Genomic DNA, 19192 nt, shown 5'->3' on the forward strand with positions numbered 1-19192 from the left:
CATGATCAAACTCTTCAATTAAAGTTTTTTGTGACACCGAAGTGTCGGCTCAATGAATACTGATAACATGCACTACTTAATTAAAAGTAATGTAATGTTGAATTGACTGTGCCAAATAATCTTTCTTAAAAAGAAATCTTATTCGATTGGTCACTCGTATCATTGATAAAATCTTTTGGATGTTTATCCGACGAGTGCCCACACAGATTGATAGGTTTATATTGTTAAAGAGCATTGTTTTCGAGACTTACTCGAAAACGGAGGGCTATTCTATCGATTTCAAATCCGGTGTCAAACACTTTTCGAAATTATTTTTGGATAGGATATTCACCTCTCACTAACACTGTTTTGCGTTCCGCAGTACCGTGTCAGTGAGGCGCATTATAGGCGGGGATAATGAATTGGCAACAGTTTTTTTCAGTTTTATTACTTTTTTATGTTAACCGTATAAAAAGCTAGCAAATCAAAGGGTTTGTTTACATATTTTTAAATTTATCACCAAAAATTTTAACTTTCTTCCAATTGGTATATTCAATTTCTTTTGTTGTATCCGTTTCTCCCCCAGTCATTTTCATGATGAATTTGATCATCATTTTATCAAACCAGCGATATTGAGGATAACGCAAAGCACCAGCGAACACGCCAATTAACTCAGGCTGCCAAGGAGACTTGGATAAAAAGGTTTTCACATAAACGCTACCTTCCGGCGTGTCTTTTCCTTCATCTTCTTTTCTGGCAGTGAGATTGACACAAATGAAAGCAGAATTACTACTCTTCAACTGCTGCAGGTTCTGATCTACAAACTCATAGAGCTTTTTATTTAGGCGGCCATAGCGAATTGATGCACCCACCAGTACTTTTTGATAATGCGAAAAATCGATTTGTGGTAGCTCATGTATGTCAAAATAGTCACACTTAACGTGTTCCATCCGTTCCTCAATACTTTGAAGTATCTTTTTAGTTTGACCTTCTCGGGTCGAATATAAGAACAGTACTCTAGACACACTAACTCCTTAGCTACGCCAAAATGTGGGGGTGAATAAAACTAACAATGTAAATATTTCTAGGCGGCCAAATAACATGGATAAAATTAGGATCCATTTTGCCGTGTCATTCACATCACGAAAATGAACGGCTACATCCCCTAAACCCGGGCCGAGGTTATTTAAGGTTGCTGCGACTGCAGAAAATGCGCTGAGCTCTTCCATACCGGTGGCCATCAAGGCCAACATACAAATGACAAAAACCAAAGCATAAGCAGAGAAAAAGCCCCATACCGCATCAACAACACGTTGAGGTAGCGCGCTATCTCCGAGTTTTATTGGGTATATTGCACGAGGATGTATTAAGCGTTTCATCTCACGAATCCCCTGGATCGACAACAAAAGGACTCGAATCACCTTAAGTCCACCACCAGTCGACCCAGCACAACCTCCAATAAATGAGGAAAACAACAAAAGCACGGGAAGAAATAGCGGCCATTGAGAAAACCCTGTAGTGGTAAAACCTGCCGTAGTAGAGATTGAAACCGTCTGAAATAGAGCCTGATCAATAGCATCCATTGTCGATAAACTATTATTGTGGCGAACTAGTAACAGAAAACAGATAACAAACAGTATCACCTGAATAACGATAAAAGCCCTGAACTCACGATCTTTCCAATAATATTTAGGGTGAATACCTCCACTAGCAAAAGCCGCATAGTGAAGCGTAAAATTACAGGCGGATACCAATAGAAAAAAGACAGTGATTAAATTAATTGCATAACTGTTAAAGTACCCCATACTGGCATCATGAGTAGAGAACCCGCCGATAGCTATCGTCGAAAAGCTGTGACAGATAGCATCGAACGCAGTCATACCAGCAAACCAAAACGCTAGCGCACACATTATCGTGAGAGATAAATAGATATACCACAGTATTTTGGCTGTTTCTGCAATTCTCGGAGTGACTTTCGTATCCTTCACCGGTCCCGGGATTTCTGCTCGATATAGCTGCATACCACCGATACCTAACATTGGTAATATTGCTACAGCTAATACGATGATCCCCATTCCCCCAAACCATTGTAAGAACTGCCGGTAAAAGAGTACTGCTTTGGGCAGATTATCTAACCCAACGATGACCGTTGCGCCAGTGGTCGTTAAAGCAGAAAAGGATTCAAAAAAGGCATCGGTAATCGATACTTTAGGGTTATCGGTTAAAAAGAAAGGTAAAGACCCCGCACTACCAATAACGACCCAAAACAAAACAACAATGAGAAATCCATCACGAGCCTTCAGTTCTCGCTTTTGATAGCGATTTGGAAACCAACAAGCAAGACCCGCAGCGAATAATAAGATAAATGTAGTAACAAAGGGTACACCTCCGCCGTCCCGGTATATCAGAGCAACCAGTGAAGGAGCCAGCATAGACACACTAAAGAGTGCTAGCAATAAACCAACAATGCGGATAATTGAGCGAAATTGCATGTTATTAAACGACTTGCTACTTATTATTTGTAATTTGGGGATCGCTCGGTGAAACTAATACCTTTGCGCCACTTCTATTAATGATAGTTTGCGTAAACTCATCAACGAGATTAACTTCCAACTCAACAACTAACATCACATTTTCAGTGTACTCAGAGTTAAGTTCTTTCGCCAAATATTGCGTCATTATCGATTGCAGTGTGGGTAGAAACGAATAGTCCAACGTTAACATTAATTGTGTTGTTATTTTCTTTTCAATTGTTTCAAGTTGTTTGAGAGCCTGCTGAACGCCACCACCATAAGCTTTAACTAAACCACCTGTTCCAAGTTTTATACCCCCAAAATAACGAGTGACAACCGCAGTAATTTCACCAACTGCTGAACCCGATAGCTGAGCTAGCATGGGTTTTCCCGCGGTTCCTGAAGGTTCTCCATCATCGCTAAATCCCCAAAGCATTGAATCAGTAGGTCGGCCAGCTGCAAACGCCCAACAATTATGTCTCGCGTCAGAATGCTGTGTTTTTATTCTTTCCACAAACGCTTTCGCCTCTTCAACTGACGGTGTGTGAGCCAAATAAGTAATAAACAGACTTTTTTTGATTTCTTCCTCAAAAATAACAGGCGATTTAGGAATCAAGTAGGGCTCTATATTCATTGTGTATTATTTGTAGACTATGCAGAAATTCTGCTCAGTGTAACACGACCCCATCCGATTAGTGTTATAGCTCAAAAAAGGTTTACGTATTGAATGCATAAATTGGCGCAATGACCGACTTATGACCAAACTGTATTGAGTTATCGTTGGTATGGAATTGTTCGTTTTTCAGGGAGACAATAAGCGATGAAGTTTCGTTCTAAAACATTAGAAGTAAGAGAAATAGAACCGGGTATCATTGAATTGGTTTTCTGTTCCTCCCTATCTGCGAACTTATTAGACGTAGGTACACTTAAGTCTCTGAAAAAGGCACTGCATATTATCCAGTCAATGGTTCCACTGCATGGTGTCATTTTTACCTCAGATAAAAATCATTTCATCCTTGGCGCCGATATTAACGAATTTCTATCACTATTTGAGCTCCCACAGAAAGAGTTATCACTATGGCTCTCATACGCGAACCAGTTATTCTCGAAATTTGAGAACCTACCCGTACCGACTGTTTCTGCTATCAATGGTTATGCTCTGGGCGGTGGGTGTGAGTTTATCTTAGCGAGTGACTACCGAGTTGCCGATAATCAGGCATTTATTGGCTTACCAGAAACAAAACTCGGCATAATGCCTGGATTTGGTGGAACAGTAAGGCTACCTAGATTAATCGGTTTGGAAAGAGCGACGAATATTATGGCACGGGGCTCGATTCTCTCCGCGTCATGCTGTAAAAAAATAGGTCTTGTCGATGAAGTGGTGAGTGAATCATTCCTAGCGGAAGCAGCTCTATCAACTCTTAAAGAAGCCATTAACAATCCTAGTGAATGGAAAAAAAGACGACACAAAAAGCAGACATCTCTCGTCATTGTACCTAAGCAAGATGAGCTACTACAAAACTCTATATCAAAATTAGAAAAAGATATTGTAAGTACTCACTATCCTGCTGTTAAAAAGTTAATAAGGTCTATAGAGAAGTCACACTCTCTATCGATTCAGCAAGCTTTAGATGTAGAGCGCTCAGATTTTCTTGAATTGGCCACAACCAGTCAAGCTAAGGCACTAGTCAGAGTCTACCTGAATGATCAATTTGTAAAAGCCCACAACAGATCAATGACCAGCGGCTCTCTCAATGCATATCCAACAAAAATAGGAGTGTTAGGCGCTGATATAATGGGGACCCAAATCGCGCTGCTCGTCGCTGATCATCATGGCCAGTGCTACCTTAACGATCTGTCGGAATCCGTCATAGAAGAGAGTCGGCATTACATAAACAAAGTGGTACAACTTAATATTGATAACCACAACCTAACAGCTGAAAAACAAAGTGAAATAGAATCGAATATCGACATAAATACTGGTTTAGAGAACTTCAGTCATTGTGACGTCGTTATCGATGTATTGACGCATAAACAACATGACAAGCCGAAAGACTTGCGTTTAGTTGAGGACAGTATCAATCCGACAGCAATCTTAGCGAGCTACTCTTCCGACATTTCTATCGACGTATTAGCTCAAGAACTGGCAAGACCCGAACAGTTTTGCGGTATCCACTTTCTATACCCTACTACTCGTGTCTCACTTGTTGAAATTATCAAGGGAAGTAAAACGTCCGACAATACCATTAAGCAAGCCATACAATTTACTGAATCATTAGGAAAAATCCCAATTGTTGTGAATGATAAGCCGGGCTTCTTTATTCACAGAATATTGGTTACGTATCTGATTACCTATTGCAATCTAGTTTCAGAAGGCGTCCGTATCACCGATATCGATTTCGTGATGGAAAGAGAATTTGGCTGGCACTGTGGGCCTGGGAAAATACTGGATAAGATCGGACTCGATTCGGTTTATCAAGCCTATAAGACCCTTAATCACCCTAGACTTTCTCTGGTGGAAAACAACATACTGGAGAGTTTAATTAAGCAAGGTAAATTAGGCCAAAAGACACAAAATGGCTTTTATACCTATCGGCAAGACAGCGATAACACACTTTCTATTATCGAACAGAATAAACAGACACAACTTAAAGCGATGCTCCCACAAGAAATTATAGATCGTATGATGTTCCCGATGATGAATGAAGTCGTACGTTGTCTGGAAGAAGAAGTCATATTAACACCAGAAGAAGGTGATGCAGCATTAGTACATGGTATTGGATTTCCATCTTTCCAAGCTGGGGTATTTCATTTAATCGATCAAATGGGTGTATCTCGTTACATACAAGTAACTCAGGCTCTTACAAGTTATGGTGCTATTTATGAACCACCAGCTTTACTGAAAAAAATGTCTCTAGAACGTATGGCATTTTACCCTCGCTCTACAAAACAAATCGCAGATTTAAGACGGACATGTATGAGCATATCCGTACCCTAAAAAAACAAACAGCGCCGAAAGGCGCTGCTAATTTCTATTTTTTCTTAACCGGGCGAGCCCAGCCGTCAATACGACGTTCTTTAGCGCGGGTTAAAACCAACTGACCTGTTTCATTAATGTCACGACTAATTGTGGAGCCAGCACCAATGGTAACGCCATCAGCAACCTTCACGGGAGCGATTAGCTGAGTATCCGATCCAACAAACACATCATCGCCAATGACCGTTTTGTGTTTATTCGCACCATCATAGTTACACGTGATAGTACCAGCGCCAAGATTGACGCGTTTGCCAATCTCAGCATCACCTACATAGGTGAGGTGATTGGCTTTTGAACCTTCCCCGATTCGCGCATTTTTTACTTCTACAAAGTTACCAACATGAGCGTCATTGAGCATTTCAGCTCCAGGTCTCAAGCGGGTAAATGGTCCTACAGTACAGTCTTCACCCACTGTGGCGCCCTCAATAACACTGTATGGACGAACCAATGTATTGTCATCAATTTCGCAATCGATCAGAACACTGCCAGCACCAATAGTGACATTATTTCCAAGTGTCACTTTACCCTCAATAATGACATTGGCATCAATTTCCACGTCCAGACCGCATTGTAACTCACCACGAAGATCAAAGCGGCTTGGATCGCGTAGCATCACACCCTGAACTAATAGCTGTTCTGCAAGAGAAGATTGATATGCTCTTTCTAAACGAGCTAACTGAAGTCTGTCATTGACTCCTTCCACTTCCATTGCTTTCTCTGGATGAACAGCCGTAATAACGCCGCCTTCACTGTGAGCAGCAGCAATAATATCCGTGAGATAATATTCTCCCTGAGCATTATTGTTATCTAAATTCGCCAGCCAGCGTTTAAGATCTTTTCCAGAGGCAACAAGAACACCTGTATTGACTTCATTAATGGCAAGCTGGTCTTCTGTTGCATCTTTCTGTTCAACAATAGCAATCACGTTGCCATGCTTGCGCACAATTCGGCCATATCCCATTGGGTTATCAAGTACAACCGTCAATAATGCAATACCGCCATCTATATGCGATTCGAGAAGCCCTTGAATAGTGTTATTAGAAATCAGAGGAACATCACCGTAAAGAACAATGATTTTCTCATCATCAGCGAAAAGTGACGAGGCCTGATCGACAGCATGGCCCGTACCGAGCTGCTCATTTTGAAGAACCCAATTGACATGCTCAGCAGTCAGAGTGGACTTCATTACATCCCCACCATGACCATAGACCAGATGAATGTTATCAACATTAAGAGAGTGACATGTATCAATAACATGCTTCACCATTGGCTTGCCCGCTAGAGTGTGAAGAACTTTAGGAAGCTGAGAATACATGCGGGTTCCCTTCCCCGCAGCAAGAATAACAGCACTGAATTTCATGCTTTAACCTTTTAAACGATTCAGACTGTCATCGATTCTAGCTTTTAATTGGATAATAGTTAATGAATGCTTGGGCTTTTTTTCCTAGAGATCAAAAAAGGTGGCATTACGCCACCTTTTTACTTAGTAAATTAAACCTCGTTAAAACTAACGACGTTTTTTCACTAGCTCAATAACTCGTAGCTGAGCAATTGCTTTAGCTAGCTCTTTGGCCGCTTGAGCATAGTCCATACCGCCCTGCTGATGCTTAATATTTTCTTCAGCATAACGTTTGGCTTCTTCTGCCTTCGCTGCGTCTAGTTCTTCACCACGAATGGCTGTATCAGCAAGTACTGTCGAAGTACCTGGCTGAATTTCCACAATACCACCAGAAACATAAATAATTTCTTCGTGGCCGTGCTGTTTCACAATACGCACCATACCAGGCTTAATCGCGGTCAGCAGTGGAGTGTGACCATGGTAAATACCAAGCTCACCTTCACTACCAGTCACCGAAAATGTTTCTACTAGACCTGAAAAGATTTTCTTCTCAGCACTAACAACATCAAGGTGAAAGGGTATAGATGCCATATCGCCTCCTAGTCAGCCTTATAGCTTCTTAGCGTTTTCTAGAGCTTCGTCGATAGTACCGCAGTACATGAACGCTTGCTCAGGAACGTCATCGTATTCACCAGATAGCAGACCTTTAAAGCCGCGTAGAGTCTCTTTAAGAGAAACGTAGCAACCAGGCTGACCAGTAAATACTTCTGCAACGTGATAAGGCTGAGTTAAGAAACGTTCAATCTTACGAGCACGTGCAACGACCAACTTATCATCTTCTGATAGTTCGTCCATACCTAGGATAGCGATGATATCTTTCAACTCTTTATAACGCTGCAGAGTAGACTGAACACCACGAGCTACATCATAGTGATCCTGACCAACAACAAGTGGATCAAGCTGACGAGATGTAGAATCAAGTGGGTCAATCGCAGGGTAAAGACCCATAGAAGCGATATTACGGTTAAGTACCACTGTTGCATCCAAGTGAGCAAACGTTGTCGCTGGAGATGGGTCAGTCAAGTCATCGGCTGGTACATATACCGCCTGGATAGACGTGATAGAACCAGATTTAGTTGACGTGATACGTTCTTGAAGAACACCCATTTCTTCCGCTAGCGTTGGCTGATAACCTACCGCAGATGGCATACGACCTAGTAGGGCCGAAACCTCTGTTCCCGCAAGGGTATAACGGTAAATGTTATCGATAAACAGAAGTACATCACGACCTTCGTCACGGAACTTCTCAGCCATAGTCAGACCAGTCAACGCAACACGCAGACGGTTGCCCGGTGGCTCGTTCATCTGACCATAAACCATTGCTACTTTTGATTCTTCTGGCTTTTCGATGTTAACAACACCAGCTTCCTGCATTTCGAAGTAGAAATCGTTACCCTCACGAGTACGCTCACCTACACCAGCAAATACAGACAAACCAGAGTGTTGAATCGCGATGTTGTTGATAAGTTCCATCATGTTAACGGTCTTACCTACACCAGCACCACCGAATAGACCGATTTTACCACCCTTAGCGAATGGACAAATCAAGTCGATTACTTTAACACCAGTTTCTAAAAGTTCAGTCGAGTTAGACTGATCTTCGTAACTTGGGGCTGCACGGTGAATTGAGTAAACCTCTTCAGCACCGATATCGCCACGCTCGTCAATCGCATCACCTAAAACGTTCATGATACGACCTAAGGTTTTAGTACCTACTGGTACTGATATTGGAGAACCAGTATTTTCTACTGCTAATCCACGACGTAAACCATCAGAGCTACCCATTACGATACAACGTACAACACCACCACCAAGCTGTTGTTGTACTTCAAGAACTAGACGTTCTTTTGCATCGACTACTTTCAGAGCATCGTATACTGAAGGAACTTCGCTCTGAGGGAACTCTACGTCGACTACCGCACCGATGATCTGTACGATCTTACCTGTAGCCATCGTTAATCCTCTAAACTATTTCGTTATACCAATGCTATACCGCAGCGGCACCCGAGACGATTTCAGTTAGTTCTTGTGTAATTGCGAACTGACGTTCTTTGTTATACACAAGCTCTAAATCATCTATCAAATTACCAGCATTATCAGTTGCAGCTTTCATGGCAATCATTCGTGCTGCCTGCTCACATGCTAGGTTCTCTACTACACCTTGATATACCTGAGACTCTACATATCGCTTTAATAGCGTATCCAGTAGTGGCTTAGGCTCTGGCTCATAAAGATAATCCCAAGCATGTTTATGCTGGCTCATCTCGTCGCTGTCAGATTTTGGCAATGGTAGTAATTGATCGATCGTTGGTTGTTGAACCATTGTGTTAACAAAACGGTTAAACACAACGTATAGGCGATCCAACTCACCTTCATCATATTTCTTAAGCATGACGCTTACAGAACCGATAAGGTCATCAAGTTCAGGAGAATCACCTAAACCTGATACCTGTGCTGAAATCTTAGCACCGTAGCTTTTGAAGAAAGCAGCCGCTTTCGAACCCACTACAGCAATTTCAACACTAGCTCCTTTGTCAGACCATACTTTCATGTCACTAATAGCTTTTTTAAACACATTAATGTTTAAACCACCACATAGACCGCGGTCTGAAGAAACGATGATATAACCAACTCTTTTAGCTTCACGCTCTTCTAGGTAAGGATGACGATACTCTAGATTCGCGTTTGCTACGTGACCGATCACTTTACGCATTGTTTCCGCATATGGACGAGTCGCTTCCATCGCTTCTTGACTGCGACGCATTTTTGAAGCGGCTACCATTTCCATTGCTTTCGTAATTTTCTGAGTGCTTTTCACACTCGCGATTTTATTACGTATCTCTTTTGCGCCGGCCATCGTCACTCTCCATTAGTTGGTGGCTATAAAGCCACCGACTTCATTACCAAGTTTGGGTTGCTTTAAAGTCTTCAACGAGCTTCTTAAGTTGAGCTTCGATGTCGTCGTTATAAGCACCAGTCTTGTTGATCTCAGCTACTAGATCAGTGTATTGAGTATGAGCAAACGATAGTAGAGCGGCTTCAAAATCAAGCAATTTGCTGATTTCGATGTCTTTCAAGAAACCACGCTCTGCAGCAAAGATTACTAGCGCTTGGTCAAATACTGACATAGGAGCATATTGTTTCTGCTTCATTAGTTCAGTTACTTTCTGACCGTGGTCTAGCTGAGCTTTGGTTGCGTCGTCAAGATCAGAAGAGAACTGAGCGAAAGCTGCGAGTTCACGATACTGTGCAAGAGCGGTACGAATACCACCAGACAGCTTCTTAACGATCTTAGTTTGCGCTGCACCACCTACACGAGATACTGAAATACCTGGGTCAACAGCAGGACGAACGCCAGCATTGAACAGTTCAGTTTGTAGGAAGATCTGACCATCTGTAATCGAGATTACGTTTGTTGGTACGAATGCCGATACGTCACCAGCCTGAGTTTCGATGATAGGCAGAGCCGTCAAAGAACCAGTCTGACCTTTCACTTCACCTTTAGTAAAGTTTTCTACGTAGTTCGCATTTACACGAGCAGCACGCTCTAGTAAACGAGAGTGTAAGTAGAATACGTCACCTGGGAATGCTTCACGGCCTGGTGGGCGTTTTAGAAGTAGAGAAATCTGACGATACGCTACAGCTTGTTTAGATAGATCATCATAAACAATCAGTGCATCTTCACCGCGATCGCGGAAGTATTCACCCATTGCACAACCAGCGTAAGGCGCTAGGTATTGCAACGCAGCCGATTCAGAAGCTGATGCAACCACTACGATAGTGTTTTTAAGTGCACCGTGCTCTTCTAGCTTACGAACCACGTTAGCGATAGTTGATGCCTTTTGGCCAATCGCAACGTAGATTGAGTAGATACCAGAATCTTTTTGGTTGATGATAGCATCGATCGCCATTGCTGTTTTACCAGTCTGGCGGTCACCGATGATAAGCTCACGCTGACCACGACCGATTGGGATCATTGAGTCAACTGACTTATAACCAGTTTGAACAGGTTGATCTACTGATTGACGATCGATTACACCAGGTGCAATCACTTCTACAGGAGAAGTCAGTTTCGCCTCAATAGGACCTTTACCATCAATAGGCTCACCTAGTGTGTTAACAACACGACCAAGTAGCTCAGGACCAACAGGAACTTCAAGGATACGACCTGTACCTGTTACTTTTGTGCCTTCCTTAAGGTCAGCGTATGGGCCCATTACAACCGCACCAACCGAGTCACGCTCAAGGTTAAGTGCTAGTGCATAACGGCCACCCGGTAATTCAATCATTTCACCTTGCATCACGTCAGATAGACCGTGAATGCGAATAATACCATCACTTACCGAAATGATAGTACCTTCATTACGAGCTTCACTAACAACGTTGAATGATTCAATACGCTGTTTGATTAGATCGCTAATTTCCGTGGAATTAAGTTGCATGCTCCAATCCCCATCAAGACTGTAGTGCATCGCTCATGCGGTTCAAACGACCTCGCACTGAGTCATCGATGACTAAATCTCCGGCTCGAATTACAACCCCACCAAGTAGGGTCTCATCTATACTGCAATTCAGCTGTACTTTGCGCGATAAACGCTGTTCCAGTTTGTTGCTGATCTCTTTCTTCTGTTCTTCAGAAAGCTCAGTAGCAGAGGTCACAGTGACCGCTACTGTCTTCTCATGTTCTGTTTTCAGAACCAAGAACTGTTCAAAGACATCAGGAAGGGCCAATAAACGACCATTCTCAGCCATTACTCTTAAAAAGTTCTGACCAAATTCATCAAACTGATCACCGCAAACTGTAACAAAAATATCAGCCAGTTTTTCGGCTGCCATGGAGCTGTTTAATAGCTCATGGATCTGTTCGTTTTTGGCTACCTCAGCAGAGAAAGCTAACATCTCACCCCATTGAGCGAGTTGTCCTTTTTCTACTGCAAAGTCAAATGCTGCTTTAGCATAGGGGCGTGCGATTGTTGTCAACTCAGACATGCGCCCCCCCTATTAAAGTTTTGCAGTTATGTTATCGAGAATATCTTTGTGCGCATCTTTATCGATAGAACGCTCAAGGATTTTCTCTGCGCCAGCTACAGCAAGAGCTGCTACCTGTTTACGTAGATCGTCACGAGCTTTAATACGCATCGATTCGATTTCAGTTTCAGCTTGAGAAACTAATTTTTCACGTTCAACTACAGCTTCTTCGCGAGCTTCTTCAAGAATTTGTAGCTTGCGCTTGTTCGCTTGTTCAACGAGTTCAGAAGCCGTACGTTTTGCTTCTTTCAAACGCTCTGCAGCGTTCGCTTTAGCTAGATCAAGGTCTTTTTCAGCTCTTTCAGCAGCAGATAAACCATCAGCAATTTTTTTCTGACGCTCTTCAATTGCTGCCATCAATGGTGGCCATACATATTTCATGCAGAACCAAACAAAGATTACAAAGGCAATCGCTTGACCTAACAGAGTTGCGTTAATATTCACCGCAGACTCCTTCTATGTTTGCAAATTAAAAAAAACACCAACAACTTTAGTGCAATTTAATACTTATCCAGCAACCGCAAACATTACGTACAGGCCAAGACCCACAGCAATCATAGGAATTGCGTCAACAAGACCCATAACGATGAAGAACTGAGTACGAATTAGTGGGATTAGATCTGGTTGACGAGCTGCACCTTCAAGGTATTTACCACCAAGCATACCAATACCGATAGCCGCACCGATTGCCGCCAAGCCCATCATGATTGCCGCTGCAAGATACAGCAGGTCCATGTTCAAGTTTTCCATTATTGACTCCAAATTATACTAATTGAGTTTTATGTTAATAAATTTAAATTAGTGTTCTTCTGATGCTTGAGATAAATAAACTATCGTCAGTACCATGAAGATAAATGCTTGTAAAGTGATGATTAATATGTGGAAAATAGCCCAAGGAACGGACAAAATCCACTGTGACCACCAAGGTAACAGACCTGCAATCAAGATGAAGATCAACTCACCTGCATACATGTTACCGAACAAACGAAGACCTAGAGATACTGGCTTCGAAATCAATGTCACCCCTTCCAAAATCAAGTTGATTGGAATGAATGCCCAGTGATTAAAGGGTTGTAAAGTTAGCTCTTTCGCGAATCCTAAAGGACCTTTGATCTTAAAGCTGTAGAACAAGATCAATAAGAATACGCCCAACGACATCGACATTGTTATATTAACATCGGCAGAAGGTACGACACGAAGATAAGGAATTCCTAACATGCCAGCGACATGTGGAAGGAAATCTACCGGGATCAAGTCCATTAAATTCATCAGGAACACCCATCCGAAAATGGTTATCGCTAATGGAGCAATTAACGCACTTTTTCCGCTGAATACATCTTTAACCGTTCCGTCTACAAATTCGACGATCATCTCGACGAAACATTGTAGCTTGCCAGGAACTTCCGTCGTCGCGTTTTTCGCAACGCGGCGGAAAATCCAAAGCATTAAGACACCTAAAAGCACGGAGAAGAACATGGAGTCAATATTGATACTCCAAAATCCATCACCTGAACTTAGAAAGTGCAGATGGTGACCGATATATTCTTGAGTGGTTTCACCTGAACCAGACATCGAATATCCTATCTATTCACGGTTGATTGATAAAAATGACATTACGACATTCACCACACTAGCCACGCAATAACAGACAATAAACGCCCCGGCATTAACATCCATTTCCTTAAAAATGAAAACGATAACACCAGCGGTCATTAGTAACTTGTAAATATTGCTCATATACGCTCTGCTCACCGTCGAATAAGGCATATCATTATTCGCCGACTTATGCATGTATATGTTAGCTAGTAAGGAAGGTACAATGTACGCAAGTCCCCCTAGAAAAGCGGACATGCCACTTTTCTCTCCCAGCAAATAATTAACAGCAACCCCTATTAATATAAAAATGCCTAACTGTCCTAAAAAAGACAGAAAAAACCATTTATTTAACATAAGTTACCATCCGTTAACTACACGCCGATTATACATCCGCCTTTACTCTTTTAAAATAAAGCCGAATCTACAATTCCTCTAGACGCATCACAAAAAACCATGAATTGTAAAACATAGATTCCGAAAATGATCTAATAATTCCAATTTTTGTGCAAGTTAAGATTCAAGTTTTTGCGCCAAAGCTTGAAGCATTCCTTCAAGTTGTTCTTCATCATCCACATTAATGGTGATTTTACCTTGTCCCTTGGTCGATAATTCGACAGAAACCTTCGCACGCAGTATTTCACCCAATCTATCTGATAATTGCAATGCATGATTGGTTACAACAGGTTTCGGCTTGACCTCTTTTGGTGCAAGCGTTTTTTTAACAAGCTGCTCGGTTTGTCTAACCGTCATTTGTTTCTTAGCAACTTGTTCTGCAATGGATACCTGAGCATCGCCTTCTAACATCAATAACGCGCGAGCATGCCCCATATCAAGCAATTTTTCTGCAACGAGAGTTTTCACTTTTTCATCAAGCTGATTTAATCTCAATAAATTGCTAACGGTTGCACGCGATTTTCCAATGACATCAGCAACTTGTTGGTGTGTTAGAGATAATTCACCTTGTAGTCGATGAAGTGCTTGTGCTTCTTCGATTGCATTGAGATCTTCACGCTGAATATTTTCAATCAGAGCCATCGCGATAGCAGAACGATCATCAACATTCTTTATCAAACATGGAACCTGAGACAATCCAGCATGTCTTGCCGCTCTCCAGCGGCGTTCACCGGCAATAATTTCATAAGTATCATTGCCAAGAGAACGAATTACGATAGGTTGGATGATACCTTGAGATTGTATTGATGCGGACAGTTCTTCCAATGCCTCAGGAGACATATCCTTTCGTGGCTGGTATACGCCGGGTTTTAACTGATTAATGGATATATCAGCAAGCTCACCATCAGAGGATAAACTTTGGCTGTGTGTAGCCAACTGCTGCTTTTCTCTTGCCATTGAGCTTGTGGACAACAAAGCATCCAACCCTTTTCCTAAACCGCGTTTAGACATGTTCAGTGAATTCCTATTTTTTGATGTTAGGCTAGTATTTCGTCTCGACGAAGCATTTCTCCGGCAAGAGCTAAATACGCTTTAGCGCCTACCGAATATTTGTCGTAATACATGGCTGGTTTGCCATGGCTGGGAGCTTCAGCCAAACGAACATTGCGAGGAATAACGGTTCGATACACTTTGTCGCCAAAGTGTTTTTTCAATTGATCAGAAACCTCATTAGACAGGCGGTTTCGAGGATCGAACATGGTGCGTAACAACCCTTCAATTTTTAGGTTGCTGTTTACTACAGCAGCCAATTTACTGATAGTGTCCATCAACGCCGTCAATCCCTCCAATGCGAAATACTCACATTGCATAGGAACCAAAACAGAATCTGCAGCGGCCATGGCATTGATTGTAAGAAGGTTTAAAGCTGGAGGACAATCGATAAAGATGAAATCATAGTTATCACGAACAGATTCAATCGCATTTTTTAGCCGAACTTCGCGAGCAAATACTTCCATTAACTTAATTTCAGCGGCCGTTACATCACCATTTGCTGCAATTAAATGATAATGTCCTGCTGTCTTTTTGCACACGACATCATCGAAAGGTAAATCTTCGACTAAAAGGTCATAGGCTGTGTAATCGACCTGATATTTATCAACTCCACTCGCCATTGTTGCGTTCCCTTGCGGGTCTAAATCAATAACCAATACGTTGCGCTTAGTTGCAGCCATTGATGCAGCAAGATTGACACACGTTGTTGTTTTACCTACACCACCTTTCTGGTTGGCAATTGCTACTATTTTACCCACGGTACGCCTCGCTTGTTATCCCTTACGCGATAAAATTACAAGATGACGCTCTCCTTTCAACTCAGGAACTGCTAAAGGTTTGATATCCGTCACAGAACACCAATCTGGAAGCTGCGTTATCTCATCATTTGGCATTTGTCCTTTTAATGCCAGAAAAACTCCCGAATCATCCTTTGGGAGATGCTCGCACCAATTTACCATATCTGTCATAGATGCAAATGCTCTACTAATCACTGCATCGTATTTTTCTTCAGGTTGATACTCTTCAACCCGATATTGTAGTGTCGTAACATTATGAATTTTAAGCTCATGTAACACTTGCTTAATAAAACGGATACGTTTACCCAAACTATCTAACAAATGAAACTCTTTGTCTGGATTCATAATGGCCAATGGAATTCCTGGCAATCCAGGTCCAGTACCCACGTCGATAAATTTATGACCCGACACAAAAGGGCTCACCACAATACTGTCCATGATATGGCGAACTAACATTTCCATAGGATCACGGACAGACGTTAAATTATAGGCTTTGTTCCATTTATTCAACATGGCAACGTAGCCAACTAACTGGATACGTTGCTCATCTGATACTTCAAGAGATGTTTGGGCAATTAACGCATCGAGTTTAGCTCGTAAAGCATCCATTACGCCGCTTCTCCTTTTTTGAGAATACCTTGTTTTTTAAGATACACGAGCAGTATTGATATTGCCGCAGGCGTCACGCCAGAGATGCGTGATGCAATTCCTACTGTTTCAGGCTTAGCATTATTGAGTTTAAGAACAACCTCATTTGATAAACCCTTGACGTTCTTGTAATCAATATCCAAAGGCAATTTCGTATTTTCGTGACGCAACGATTTTTCGATTTCATCTTGTTGTCTCGAAATATATCCTTCGTATTTTACCTGAATTTCGACTTGCTCAGCAGCTTGATGATCTTCAATTGCCGGAGCAAATTTATCGATCGTCATCAATGAGTCATAGGTCATTTCAGGGCGACGAAGCAGATCTTCACCATTCGCTTCTCTTGAAATCGGTGTTTTTAATACTTCATTGAGAGACACAACCCCCTCAGAAGTTGGGTTGATCCACGTTTCACGTAGACGTTGGCGTTCTTTCTCAATGTTTTCAACTTTTTGGTTGAATCGCTCCCAACGGATGTCATCAACTAACCCTAACTCACGTCCTTTTTCGGTTAAACGAAGATCCGCATTGTCTTCACGTAGTAACAGACGATACTCTGCACGAGAAGTGAACATACGGTAAGGTTCTTTCGTTCCAAGTGTTGAAAGATCATCAATCAAAACACCCATGTATGCTTGGTCACGACGAGGGTTCCAGCCATCTTTACCCTGAGCATAAAGACTTGCGTTAATCCCTGCCATTAATCCTTGGGCGGCCGCTTCTTCATAACCCGTAGTACCGTTAATTTGTCCCGCAAAGAATAGGCCATGAACGTGTTTAGTTTCATAGGTTTGTTTAAGATCTCTGGGATCGAAAAAATCGTACTCAATTGCATAACCAGGACGCACAATATGTGCATTCTCGAATCCTTTCATTGACTGAACAATTTTAACTTGAACGTCAAATGGCAAACTGGTTGATATACCGTTTGGATAGAGTTCGGTAGTATTCAGTCCTTCAGGTTCAATAAAAATCTGGTGGCTGTTTTTATCCGCAAAACGCATCACTTTGTCTTCAATAGAAGGGCAATATCTAGGACCAATACCTTCGATAACACCAGCGTACATTGGACTACGATCCAAATTATTGCGAATGACGTCATGCGTTTTTTCATTAGTATGCGTGATATAGCAAGGGATCTGGCGAGGATGCTGATCGCGAGAACCTAAAAAGGACATCACTGGAGCTGGATTATCACCGTGTTGTACTTCTAATACAGAAAAATCAACACTATTGGCATCAATACGTGGTGGGGTTCCTGTTTTCAAACGATCAACTCGGAATGGTAACTCTCTTAATCGTTGAGCTAAAGCGATAGACGGTGGATCGCCTGCACGGCCACCAGAGTAGTTTTCCATACCAATATGGATCTTACCCCCTAAAAACGTACCAACAGTCAATACAACCGATTTGGAGCGGAATTTAAGCCCCATTTGAGTGACAACACCCACTGCATGATCATTTTCAACAATAAGATCATCAGCCGCTTGCTGAAATAGTGTCAGATTAGGCGTATTTTCTAATTTGCTTCTCACGTACGCTTTGTACAATGCACGATCTGCCTGAGCTCGAGTAGCTCGAACCGCAGGTCCTTTAGATGCGTTCAATGTTCTGAATTGAATACCTGCATGGTCAATTGCTTCAGCCATTAATCCACCCAGAGCATCCACTTCTTTCACTAAGTGTCCTTTACCAATACCACCAATAGCTGGGTTGCAGGACATCTGTCCTAAAGTATCAATATTGTGCGTTAGTAATAAAGTCTTCTGTCCCGAACGAGCGGAGGCGAGAGCGGCTTCCGTTCCTGCATGACCGCCACCTACGACGATGACGTCAAATGTTTCGTGATATAGCATGAACCGACCTCAGATATTCATTTAAGGATGTACAAAGTTAAAGGACGCGTATTCTACCTTCTTTCTGATGGCTAGAAAATCGCTTTTGTGATTTTTAACAAGATTGTTCAGTAATATAAATATATAAGATCTTTATATAGATCTTTTATTAGATCTATTATTAGGATCGGCGATCTCTGTGGATAACAAGAAAATGATCAATAAGATCATGGATCTTTTTAAGATCGAATCTTGTGATCATGCTTTGATCAGATCGAGGATTTCCTGAGATCAAAATAGCTACTTATTCACAACCCTAGTTGATCATCAAAGTTGTTCTTTGGATAACTAATGGATATTAACCGGATAACTGTATAGTTATACACATTAGTTCTTAATCTGTGGATAATATATTGAAAAAGGGCAGATAACTGCCCTTTAGCGTTTTGCTATATGATCATTCAAATATGTGGATATTATTTGAAAGCCACTCTCCGGCAGCATCTTCAGGAACAGGGTGCTCTATTACATCTATTTTAATACACTCCTCAGTTAACGGAGTCGCACCTATTCCTTCGAGTAATTCATAGGCATGAATACCAGCAAAACAAAATGTGTCATAACTTGAATCGCCTATGCCAACAACAGCAAAGCTAAGCTTATCCGTTCTTGGAGGAGTTAATTGTATGGCATCAATAAAAGGTTGAATATTTTCAGGATAATCACCAGCACCATGTGTGGATGTCACCAAAAGCCATATTCCTTCTGCTGGTATCTCATTGATATCAGGCTGGTTATGTATCAACGTTTCTAGGCCTTTATCTTCAAGTAATTCATTGAGGTGATCGCCAACGTACTCGGCACTACCTAACGTGCTGCCTGTGATGATATGAATCATTTTATTCCTTACTTAC

At 41.8% G+C, this 19192-nt stretch carries 19 protein-coding genes; 1 reads left to right on the forward strand and 18 read right to left on the reverse strand.

Going from position 1 to position 19192, the window contains the following annotated elements; all coding sequences use genetic code 11:
• Nucleotides 1-476 precede the first annotated feature (476 nt).
• Genes hemG through EES38_RS20030 form a run of 3 tightly spaced genes read right to left on the reverse strand, consistent with a single transcriptional unit; the run spans nucleotide 477 to nucleotide 3126 of the window.
• Nucleotides 477-1004 (reverse strand): menaquinone-dependent protoporphyrinogen IX dehydrogenase, encoded by a 528-nt coding sequence (gene hemG / locus EES38_RS20020; protein ID WP_124939000.1) that lies wholly within the window; start codon nucleotides 1002-1004, stop codon nucleotides 477-479.
• A gap of 9 nt (nucleotides 1005-1013) precedes the next feature.
• The gene (locus EES38_RS20025) at nucleotides 1014-2471 is read right to left on the reverse strand and encodes a TrkH family potassium uptake protein (protein WP_124939001.1); all 1458 of its coding nucleotides are present in this window, start codon (nucleotides 2469-2471) and stop codon (nucleotides 1014-1016) included.
• Between the two features lie 16 nt (nucleotides 2472-2487).
• Entirely contained in the window at nucleotides 2488-3126 is a 639-nt protein-coding gene (locus EES38_RS20030) for a YigZ family protein (RefSeq protein WP_124939002.1), read from the reverse strand.
• 186 nt (nucleotides 3127-3312) lie between these two features.
• Here EES38_RS20030 and EES38_RS20035 point away from each other — a divergent pair, with 186 nt between their 5' ends.
• Nucleotides 3313-5490, forward strand: a complete 2178-nt coding sequence (locus tag EES38_RS20035) for a 3-hydroxyacyl-CoA dehydrogenase NAD-binding domain-containing protein (protein WP_124939003.1) — start codon at nucleotides 3313-3315, stop codon at nucleotides 5488-5490.
• Nucleotides 5491-5524: 34 nt separating this feature from the next.
• On the opposite strand, the gene glmU is transcribed toward EES38_RS20035, so the two are convergent.
• The 15 genes from glmU to mioC all read right to left on the reverse strand — a co-directional run bounded on the left by glmU (nucleotide 5525) and on the right by mioC (nucleotide 19176).
• Nucleotides 5525-6889: a bifunctional UDP-N-acetylglucosamine diphosphorylase/glucosamine-1-phosphate N-acetyltransferase GlmU gene (gene glmU, locus EES38_RS20040; RefSeq protein WP_124939004.1), complete on the reverse strand. Its 1365-nt coding sequence runs from the start codon at nucleotides 6887-6889 to the stop codon at nucleotides 5525-5527.
• Nucleotides 6890-7036: 147 nt separating this feature from the next.
• Entirely contained in the window at nucleotides 7037-7459 is a 423-nt protein-coding gene (locus EES38_RS20045; protein WP_124939005.1) for a F0F1 ATP synthase subunit epsilon, read from the reverse strand.
• Between the two features lie 18 nt (nucleotides 7460-7477).
• Nucleotides 7478-8881 carry a F0F1 ATP synthase subunit beta gene (atpD, locus tag EES38_RS20050; RefSeq protein ID WP_124939006.1) on the reverse strand — a complete coding sequence of 468 codons (1404 nt, stop codon included), beginning with the start codon at nucleotides 8879-8881 and terminating at the stop codon, nucleotides 7478-7480.
• A gap of 34 nt (nucleotides 8882-8915) precedes the next feature.
• Entirely contained in the window at nucleotides 8916-9785 is an 870-nt protein-coding gene (atpG, locus tag EES38_RS20055) for a F0F1 ATP synthase subunit gamma (protein WP_124939007.1), read from the reverse strand.
• Nucleotides 9786-9828: 43 nt separating this feature from the next.
• The gene (gene atpA, locus EES38_RS20060) at nucleotides 9829-11370 is read right to left on the reverse strand and encodes a F0F1 ATP synthase subunit alpha (RefSeq protein ID WP_124939008.1); all 1542 of its coding nucleotides are present in this window, start codon (nucleotides 11368-11370) and stop codon (nucleotides 9829-9831) included.
• A gap of 13 nt (nucleotides 11371-11383) precedes the next feature.
• Entirely contained in the window at nucleotides 11384-11917 is a 534-nt protein-coding gene (atpH, locus tag EES38_RS20065) for a F0F1 ATP synthase subunit delta (RefSeq protein WP_124939009.1), read from the reverse strand.
• A gap of 12 nt (nucleotides 11918-11929) precedes the next feature.
• A complete protein-coding gene (gene atpF / locus EES38_RS20070) occupies nucleotides 11930-12400 on the reverse strand; it encodes a F0F1 ATP synthase subunit B (protein ID WP_124939010.1) in 471 nt (156 codons plus the stop codon).
• Between the two features lie 63 nt (nucleotides 12401-12463).
• On the reverse strand, nucleotides 12464-12706 hold the full coding sequence (atpE, locus tag EES38_RS20075) for a F0F1 ATP synthase subunit C (RefSeq protein ID WP_124939011.1): 243 nt from the start codon (nucleotides 12704-12706) through the stop codon (nucleotides 12464-12466).
• 48 nt (nucleotides 12707-12754) lie between these two features.
• Entirely contained in the window at nucleotides 12755-13528 is a 774-nt protein-coding gene (gene atpB, locus EES38_RS20080) for a F0F1 ATP synthase subunit A (RefSeq protein WP_124939012.1), read from the reverse strand.
• Between the two features lie 12 nt (nucleotides 13529-13540).
• On the reverse strand, nucleotides 13541-13906 hold the full coding sequence (locus EES38_RS20085) for an ATP synthase subunit I (protein ID WP_124939013.1): 366 nt from the start codon (nucleotides 13904-13906) through the stop codon (nucleotides 13541-13543).
• 156 nt (nucleotides 13907-14062) lie between these two features.
• Complete coding sequence (locus tag EES38_RS20090) at nucleotides 14063-14956, reverse strand: ParB/RepB/Spo0J family partition protein (protein ID WP_124939014.1); 894 nt, start codon at nucleotides 14954-14956, stop codon at nucleotides 14063-14065.
• 26 nt (nucleotides 14957-14982) lie between these two features.
• Entirely contained in the window at nucleotides 14983-15756 is a 774-nt protein-coding gene (locus EES38_RS20095; protein WP_124939015.1) for a ParA family protein, read from the reverse strand.
• Nucleotides 15757-15771: 15 nt separating this feature from the next.
• On the reverse strand, nucleotides 15772-16404 hold the full coding sequence (gene rsmG / locus EES38_RS20100; RefSeq protein ID WP_124939016.1) for a 16S rRNA (guanine(527)-N(7))-methyltransferase RsmG: 633 nt from the start codon (nucleotides 16402-16404) through the stop codon (nucleotides 15772-15774).
• Nucleotides 16404-18299, reverse strand: coding sequence for a tRNA uridine-5-carboxymethylaminomethyl(34) synthesis enzyme MnmG (gene mnmG / locus EES38_RS20105; protein WP_124939017.1), 1896 nt, complete (start codon nucleotides 18297-18299; stop codon nucleotides 16404-16406). Before mnmG ends, rsmG begins: the two co-directional genes overlap by 1 nt.
• A gap of 436 nt (nucleotides 18300-18735) precedes the next feature.
• Complete coding sequence (gene mioC, locus EES38_RS20110) at nucleotides 18736-19176, reverse strand: FMN-binding protein MioC (protein ID WP_124939018.1); 441 nt, start codon at nucleotides 19174-19176, stop codon at nucleotides 18736-18738.
• Nucleotides 19177-19192: the final 16 nt, after the last annotated feature.

Origin of the sequence: Vibrio viridaestus (assembly GCF_003856525.1) — a bacterium.
Taxonomy (GTDB): domain Bacteria; phylum Pseudomonadota; class Gammaproteobacteria; order Enterobacterales; family Vibrionaceae; genus Vibrio; species Vibrio viridaestus.

Coding starts and splice junctions, on each gene's coding strand:
- EES38_RS20025 (WP_124939001.1), bottom strand. CDS start 2,471: ATGCAATTTCGCTCAATTATCCGCATTGTTGGTTTATTGCTAGCACTC.
- EES38_RS20030 (WP_124939002.1), bottom strand. CDS start 3,126: ATGAATATAGAGCCCTACTTGATTCCTAAATCGCCTGTTATTTTTGAG.
- EES38_RS20035 (WP_124939003.1), top strand. CDS start 3,313: ATGAAGTTTCGTTCTAAAACATTAGAAGTAAGAGAAATAGAACCGGGT.
- glmU (WP_124939004.1), bottom strand. CDS start 6,889: ATGAAATTCAGTGCTGTTATTCTTGCTGCGGGGAAGGGAACCCGCATG.
- EES38_RS20045 (WP_124939005.1), bottom strand. CDS start 7,459: ATGGCATCTATACCCTTTCACCTTGATGTTGTTAGTGCTGAGAAGAAA.
- atpD (WP_124939006.1), bottom strand. CDS start 8,881: ATGGCTACAGGTAAGATCGTACAGATCATCGGTGCGGTAGTCGACGTA.
- atpG (WP_124939007.1), bottom strand. CDS start 9,785: ATGGCCGGCGCAAAAGAGATACGTAATAAAATCGCGAGTGTGAAAAGC.
- atpA (WP_124939008.1), bottom strand. CDS start 11,370: ATGCAACTTAATTCCACGGAAATTAGCGATCTAATCAAACAGCGTATT.
- atpH (WP_124939009.1), bottom strand. CDS start 11,917: ATGTCTGAGTTGACAACAATCGCACGCCCCTATGCTAAAGCAGCATTT.
- atpE (WP_124939011.1), bottom strand. CDS start 12,706: ATGGAAAACTTGAACATGGACCTGCTGTATCTTGCAGCGGCAATCATG.
- atpB (WP_124939012.1), bottom strand. CDS start 13,528: ATGTCTGGTTCAGGTGAAACCACTCAAGAATATATCGGTCACCATCTG.
- EES38_RS20085 (WP_124939013.1), bottom strand. CDS start 13,906: ATGTTAAATAAATGGTTTTTTCTGTCTTTTTTAGGACAGTTAGGCATT.
- EES38_RS20090 (WP_124939014.1), bottom strand. CDS start 14,956: ATGTCTAAACGCGGTTTAGGAAAAGGGTTGGATGCTTTGTTGTCCACA.
- rsmG (WP_124939016.1), bottom strand. CDS start 16,404: ATGGATGCTTTACGAGCTAAACTCGATGCGTTAATTGCCCAAACATCT.
- mnmG (WP_124939017.1), bottom strand. CDS start 18,299: ATGCTATATCACGAAACATTTGACGTCATCGTCGTAGGTGGCGGTCAT.
- mioC (WP_124939018.1), bottom strand. CDS start 19,176: ATGATTCATATCATCACAGGCAGCACGTTAGGTAGTGCCGAGTACGTT.